This is a genomic window from Micromonospora sp. DSM 43699, assembly GCF_055517075.1.
Genome location: NZ_JBTMMT010000125.1, coordinates 1 through 6474, shown reverse-complemented (window position 1 = coordinate 6474; position 6474 = coordinate 1). Strand labels below are relative to the sequence as shown.

The window sequence follows — 6474 nt, the reverse complement described above, 5'->3', positions numbered from 1 at the left end:
CTGCCCCCGCCCGCCGTCCTCCCCCTCCTCGCCTGCCCTCGGTGATCAAGAGGTTTACGTCATGACAAGCGCCCTGCATGACGTAAACCTCTTGATCACCGGCCCGTGCTGGCCCGTGCTGGGCCGTGCTGGGCCGTGCCGGCCTGAAGCGGGTGGGCGGGGAAGGTGAGGTGGGTCAGGGGTTCTTGCGGCGGGGGCGGTAGGTGGTGAGGGTGGCGGGGAGGGCGCGGCGGATGATGGCGGCGCGGTCGGTGTCGCCGTGGAGCAGGGCTGCCGCCGTGTTGCGGGCTTCGTCCAGGGTGAAGTGCGGGGGGAGCATCAGCTCCGCCGGGTCGACCATCGCGTTGACCACCATCGGGCGGTCGGCGGTCAGGGCCCGCCGCCACAGGCCGGCGACCTGGTCGGGGGAGTCGACCAACTCGCCGTCGAGGCCCAGCACCTCGGCCCACCTGTGGTACGCCACGTCCGGGACGTCCTGGCTGGCCGGATAGCGCGGGGTGCCCTCGGTGGAACGCTGCTCCCAACTGACGAACGCCAGATCCCGGTTGTTGAGCACCAGCACCACGAAACGCGGGTCGGCCCAGTGCCGCCAGTTCTTCGCCACGGTGATCAACTCGTTGACCCCGTTCATCTGCATCGCCCCGTCGCCGATCAGCACCACCACCGGTCGGTCCGGGTGGGCGAACTTCGCCGCCAGGGCGTACGGCATGGCGCCGCCCATCGACAGCAGGGTGCCGGAGAGGCTGGCCAGCATGCCGGGCCGGACCTGGAGGTGGCGGGCGTACCAGGCGGTGGCGGTGCCGCAGTCCACCGCGATCATCGCGTCGTCGGGCAGCGCGTCGTTGAGGGTGTGGAACAGCAACTGCGGGTTCACCGGGTCGGCGGACTGCCCGGCCAGGTCCGCCTGGGAGCGTCGCCACGCCGAGGTGGCGTCGGCGATGGTCGCCCGCCAGGCCGTCGGGGCGGGGTGGTCGCCCAGTTCGCGCAGCAGCGCCCGCAGGGTCGGGCCGGCGTCGCCGGTCAGGTTGACCTCCGTCGGGTAGCGCAGCCCCATCCGGGTCCCGTCCAGGTCGATCTGCACCGCGCGGGCCTGACCCTGCGGCGGATAGAACTCCGAGTACGGCATGTTGCTGCCGACTATCAGCAACCTGTCGCACCCCTGCATCAGCTGCCAGCTCGGTCGGGTGCCGAGCAGGCCGATCGCCCCGGTCACCCAGGGCTCGCGGTGATCCACGGCGGTGAAGCCGAGCAGCGCTGTGGTTACCCCGGCACCCAGCCGGTCGGCGATCAGGCGTACCTCCTGCTCGGCGCCGAGCGCGCCCTGACCGACGAGCATCGCCACCTTCTCGCCGCCGCGCAGCACCTCGGTGGCGCGGCGCAGCTCCGCCTCGGGCGGCACCGTCGGCATGCTGCTCGGGACCGAGCTGGTGTGGTAGTAGCCGTGCGCGTGCGGCGGGTCCGGCACCGCCGGCTCGTCCTGCACGTCCAGCGGGAGCACCAGCGCGGTCACCGTCCGGCGGGACAGCGCCGTACGGCAGGCCCGGTCCACCAGGTGCCGTACCTGGGACGGGTCGTCGAGCTGGGCCAGGAACTCCCCGGCGACGTCCTTGTAGAGGGCGAGCAGGTCGACCTCCTGGTAGTAGCCGCCACCCTCGGCGGTCAGCGCGGTGTTGCCGACCAGGGCCACCACCGGCTGGTGGTCGAGCTTGGCGTCGTAGAGGCCGTTGAGCAGGTGGATCGCGCCGGGGCCACTGGTCGCCAGGGCGCAGCCGATCGGGCCGCCGCCGTACTTGACGTGGGCGCTTGCGGCGAACCCGGCGGTCTCCTCGTGGCGGACCTGGACGAACTCCACCCGGTCGCCGGCCCGTTGCAGGGCCGAGGTCATGCCGTTGATGCCGTCGCCGGGGTAGCCGAAGTAGCGGTGCACGCCCCACTCGGCGAGGCGGGCCACGATGTGGTCGGCGACAGTGGCGTTCTTCGGCAACCGGCCGTCGGCGGTGCCCGCTGCGCTCATCGTGGTAGTCCCTCCGGTGGTGTCCGCTCACCGCCCGATTCCCCCGCCACGCTCCCGGAAACCCGGCCGTGCCCGGAATGACCCGACGGTGTGCGTGCCCGGCAGGCCGGTGGGCGGGACACCGGCAGGCCGGTGCGCCGGGACCGCACCGGCGGTGCGTGCCGGGACACCCGGCAGAATCGGGCGGTGTCCGTTGAACAGATCACCGATCCCGACGACGCGCGGATCGCCGACTACCGCGCGTTGACCGACGTCGAGCTGCGTACCCGGTGGGAGCCCCCGCACGGGTTGTTCATCGCCGAGGGGGAGCTGGTGCTGCGCCGGGCGGTGCGGGCCGGCTATCCGGCCCGGTCGTACCTGGTCGACGCGAAGCGGGTCGACCAGTTGGCTGACCTGGACACCGGGGACGCGCCGGTCTACGCGGCCAGCCCCGACGTGTTGGAGAAGGCAACCGGCTTCCACGTCCACCGGGGCGTGCTCGCCTCGTTCCACCGTAAGCCCCTGCCCACCGCCGCCGAGGTGCTTGCCGCCGCCCGCCGGGTGGCGATCCTGGAGGACATCAACAACCACACCAACCTCGGCGCGATCTTCCGGGGGGCTGCGGCGCTGGGCATCGACGCGGTGCTGCTCTCGCCGTCCTGCGCCGATCCGCTCTACCGGCGCAGCGTGCGGGTCAGCATGGGGGAGGTGTTCGCGGTGCCGTACGCGAAGCTGGAGCGTTGGCCGGTGGGGTTGGACCAGGTGCGGGAGGCGGGGTTCACCGTGCTGGCCATGACGCCGGCGGCGGACGCCGTACCGATGCAGCGGTTGACGTCGGCGCAGCGGGCGCGGGCGGCGTTGCTGTTGGGGGCCGAGGGGCCCGGTCTCTCCGCGGCGGCGCAGTCGGCAAGCGACGTGCGGGTGGTCATCCCGATGCGGCGCGGGGTGGACTCGTTGAACGTGGCCGCCGCGGCGGCGGTGGCGTTCTGGGAGCTGGGACGCGACGATCCGGCCTGCGACTGTGGCTGACCGCCGCGAGCCCAGGCTATTTGCATGAGAATGCGGGCAGGTGCATAATCTTTCCTGTGTCCAAGGTTCTCACCTCCCTGCCCATCGGCGAACGTGTCGGCATCGCCTTCTCCGGCGGCCTCGACACCTCGGTCGCGGTCGCGTGGATGCGCGACAAGGGCGCCGTTCCCTGTGCCTACACCGCCGACATCGGCCAGTACGACGAGCCCGACATCGACTCGGTGCCCGGTCGTGCGCTCAGCTACGGCGCCGAGGTCGCCCGCCTGGTCGACTGCCGCGCCGCCCTGGTCGAGGAGGGCCTCGCCGCACTGACCTGCGGCGCCTTCCACATCCGCTCCGGCGGCCGGGCCTACTTCAACACCACCCCGCTGGGTCGGGCGGTGACCGGCACCCTGCTGGTCCGGGCGATGATCTCCGACGACGTCCAGATCTGGGGCGACGGCTCGACCTTCAAGGGCAACGACATCGAGCGGTTCTACCGGTACGGCCTGCTGGCCAACCCGCAGCTGCGGGTCTACAAGCCGTGGCTGGACACCGACTTCGTCACCGAACTCGGTGGCCGCAAGGAGATGTCGGAGTGGCTGCTCGAACGCGGCCTGCCATACCGGGACAGCACCGAGAAGGCGTACTCGACCGACGCCAACATCTGGGGTGCCACGCACGAGGCGAAGACCCTGGAGCACCTCGACACCGGCATCGAGACGGTCGACCCGATCATGGGGGTCCGGTTCTGGGACCCTTCGGTGGAGATCCCCACCGAGGACGTCACGATCGGCTTCGACCAGGGCCGCCCGGTCACGATCAACGGCAAGGAGTTCGGCAGCGCCGTCGACCTGGTGCTGGAGGCCAACGCCATCGGCGGCCGGCACGGCCTGGGCATGTCCGACCAGATCGAGAACCGGATCATCGAGGCGAAGAGCCGGGGCATCTACGAGGCCCCCGGCATGGCGCTGCTGCACGCCGCGTACGAACGGCTGGTCAACGCCATCCACAACGAGGACACCCTGGCGAACTACCACCAGGAGGGCCGCCGCCTCGGCCGGCTGATGTACGAGGGCCGCTGGCTGGACCCACAGGCGCTGATGCTGCGCGAGTCGTTGCAGCGCTGGGTCGGCACCGCGGTCACCGGCGAGGTGACCCTGCGGCTGCGCCGGGGCGAGGACTACTCGATCCTCGACACCACCGGCCCGGCGTTCAGCTACCACCCCGACAAGCTGTCGATGGAGCGTACCGAGGACTCGGCCTTCGGCCCGTCCGACCGGATCGGCCAGCTCACCATGCGCAACCTGGACATCGCCGACTCCCGGGCCAAGCTGGAGCAGTACGTCACCCTCGGTCTGGTCGGCGGCGGCGCCCCCCAGCGGGCGGTCGGTGCCGCGCAGGCGGCCTCGACCGGGCTGATCGGGGCGATGCCGCAGGGCGGCGCGGAGGCCATCGCCTCCCGGGGCGTCGCCTCCGCCGACGACGAGGCGCTCGACCGCGCCGCGATGGAGTTCGGCGTCGACTGACCGGTCCCGGCGGAGCCGGCCGACATGGCCGGTCGGCTCCGCCGTGCCGCCTGCCGGTGCGCGGTGACCGGGCGGACCGGGCGACGCCGCCGCGCCCACCATCGACCGCGGCTGCGGCGGCGGTGGGTGGTGAGGGACAGGGGTCACGGAGGGTAGCCTGTCGCCCGTGTTCCCTACCGTCCGTGAGGTGCTGGCGCTGGACCCGGTCCGTCGCGGTGCGCCGCGGCTGGTGGCCGGGGAGACCGCCCTGGACCGGCCGGTGCGTTGGGTGCACGTGACCGAGGTGCCCGACATCGCCACCCTGCTCGGTGGTGGCGAACTGGTGCTCACCACCGGGATCGGCCTGCCCGCCGACGACGCCGGACTACGCGCCTTCATCGGCGACCTCGCCGAGGTGGGCGTCTCCGGGCTCGTGGTCGAGCTGGGTCGCCGCTACCTCACCGAGGTGCCCCGGGTGATGGCAGTGGCCGCCGAACGGCGCGGCCTGCCCCTGGTCGAGCTGCGCCGGGCCACCCCGTTCGTCCGGATCACCGAAGCGGTGCACGCCCTGATCGTCGATGCCCAACTGCACGAGCTGCGGGCCACCGAGGAGATCCACCAGCGGTTCACCGACCTGTCCGTCGAGGGCGCCGGGGTGGCCGAGGTGGTCCGGCAGGCCGCCGAGCTGGCCGGCTGCCCGGTGGTGCTGGAGAACCTCTCCCGGCAGGTGCTCGGCTACGACCCGGCGGGGGAGAGCGCCGACCTGCTGCTGGACGGCTGGGAGCAGCACTCCCGGCGGATCCGTCCCGCCGGGCGGACAGCGTACGACGTGGACAGCGGGTGGTTGGTGACCACCGTCGGCGCGCGCGGGCAGGACTGGGGCCGGTTGCTGCTGCGCTGGCCGGCCGGTGGGGGCCTAGGAGGTAGCCGACCCGTCGGCAGCCCGCCCACCCGGCTGACCATCCTGGTGGAGCGGGCCGCCTCGACGCTGGCGCTGGGTCGACTGATCCGGCGCGACGCCGAAGGGCTGGAGCGGCAGCTGCACCGCACCCTGCTCACCGCCCTGCTCGACCACTCCCGCCCGGTGGACGAGATCGCGCTGCGGGCCAGGGCGCTGGGGGTGGTCCTGGAGCGCCGGCACCTGATCGGCGTGATGGTCCGGCTCCGCCGGGACGGCGCGGTGGGCAGCCCCACGTCGGGCGACGGCGTTCCGTCGGTCGACGGACCCGGCCCGCCCCCTTCCCCGGCCCCCTGGCCGGCACCGACGACCCCGGCGCATCCGGAGGCCGGACCGGCCCGGTTGCGTGATCTCGCCGAGGCGGTCGGCCAGGCGCTGCGGGAGACGAAGCTGTCCGGCCTGTCCAGCCCCGTCGACGACCAGGTGGTGGGGGTCCTGCTGGCCCTGCCGGACGTCGCCGCCGAGGAGCGCGCCCTCGCGACCTTCGCCGCCGCGCTGCGCCGCCGCCACCCCGACCAGCCGTCGCCCGGCGGGAACAGCCACCGGCTGACCGTGATCGTCGCGGCCGGCTCCGGGGTGGGCAGCCTGCGGGAGGTACGCCGGTCGCTGGTCGAGGCCCGCCAGGTCGCCGAGGCCGCCCGTCGGGACCGTCGGGACCTGCCGGTCTTCCGGCTGCCGGATGTCGGACTGGCCGGTCTGCTGCACCTGCTGCGCGACGAGCCCCGGTTGCAGACCTTCGTCGAGCGGGAACTAGGCGCGCTGCTGGCCCACGACGCCCGGCACCCCCGGGACCAGCTGCTCGCCACCCTGCGCGCCTACCTGGAGCAGGGCCGCAACAAGTCGGCCGGGGCGGCTGCCGCACACCTGTCCCGGCCGGCCTTCTACGAGCGGCTGGCCCGGATCGGCCGGATCCTCGGCGTCGACCTCGACTCGGTCGAAGCCTGCCTGTCCCTACACGTCGCCCTGCTCGCCCTCGACGCCGTCCGCACCCCCTGAAACCCCACCCC

Annotated in this window: 4 protein-coding genes; 3 read left to right on the top strand and 1 reads right to left on the bottom strand. The window is 73.0% G+C overall.

Going from position 1 to position 6474, the window contains the following annotated elements:
• Nucleotides 1–175 precede the first annotated feature (175 nt).
• Nucleotides 176–2014, bottom strand: coding sequence for a thiamine pyrophosphate-requiring protein (locus tag AC0AIB_RS30710; RefSeq protein WP_465098015.1), 1839 nt, complete (start codon nt 2012–2014; stop codon nt 176–178).
• Between the two features lie 132 nt (nt 2015–2146).
• Here AC0AIB_RS30710 and AC0AIB_RS30705 point away from each other — a divergent pair, with 132 nt between their 5' ends.
• From AC0AIB_RS30705 to AC0AIB_RS30695, 3 genes are all read left to right on the top strand, one after another.
• Nucleotides 2147–3022 (top strand): TrmH family RNA methyltransferase, encoded by an 876-nt coding sequence (locus AC0AIB_RS30705; RefSeq protein WP_328348734.1) that lies wholly within the window; start codon nt 2147–2149, stop codon nt 3020–3022.
• Nucleotides 3023–3078: 56 nt separating this feature from the next.
• Nucleotides 3079–4530, top strand: a complete 1452-nt coding sequence (gene argG / locus AC0AIB_RS30700) for an argininosuccinate synthase (RefSeq protein WP_328345123.1) — start codon at nt 3079–3081, stop codon at nt 4528–4530.
• A 166-nt stretch (nt 4531–4696) separates the two neighbouring features.
• The gene (locus tag AC0AIB_RS30695; protein ID WP_465098014.1) at nt 4697–6463 is read left to right on the top strand and encodes a PucR family transcriptional regulator; all 1767 of its coding nucleotides are present in this window, start codon (nt 4697–4699) and stop codon (nt 6461–6463) included.
• The last annotated feature ends 11 nt before the right edge of the window (nt 6464–6474 follow it).

What these genes read in the sequence shown, in the direction of transcription:
- AC0AIB_RS30710 (WP_465098015.1), bottom strand. Translation starts at nt 2,014, where the DNA reads ATGAGCGCAGCGGGCACCGCCGACGGCCGGTTGCCGAAGAACGCCACT.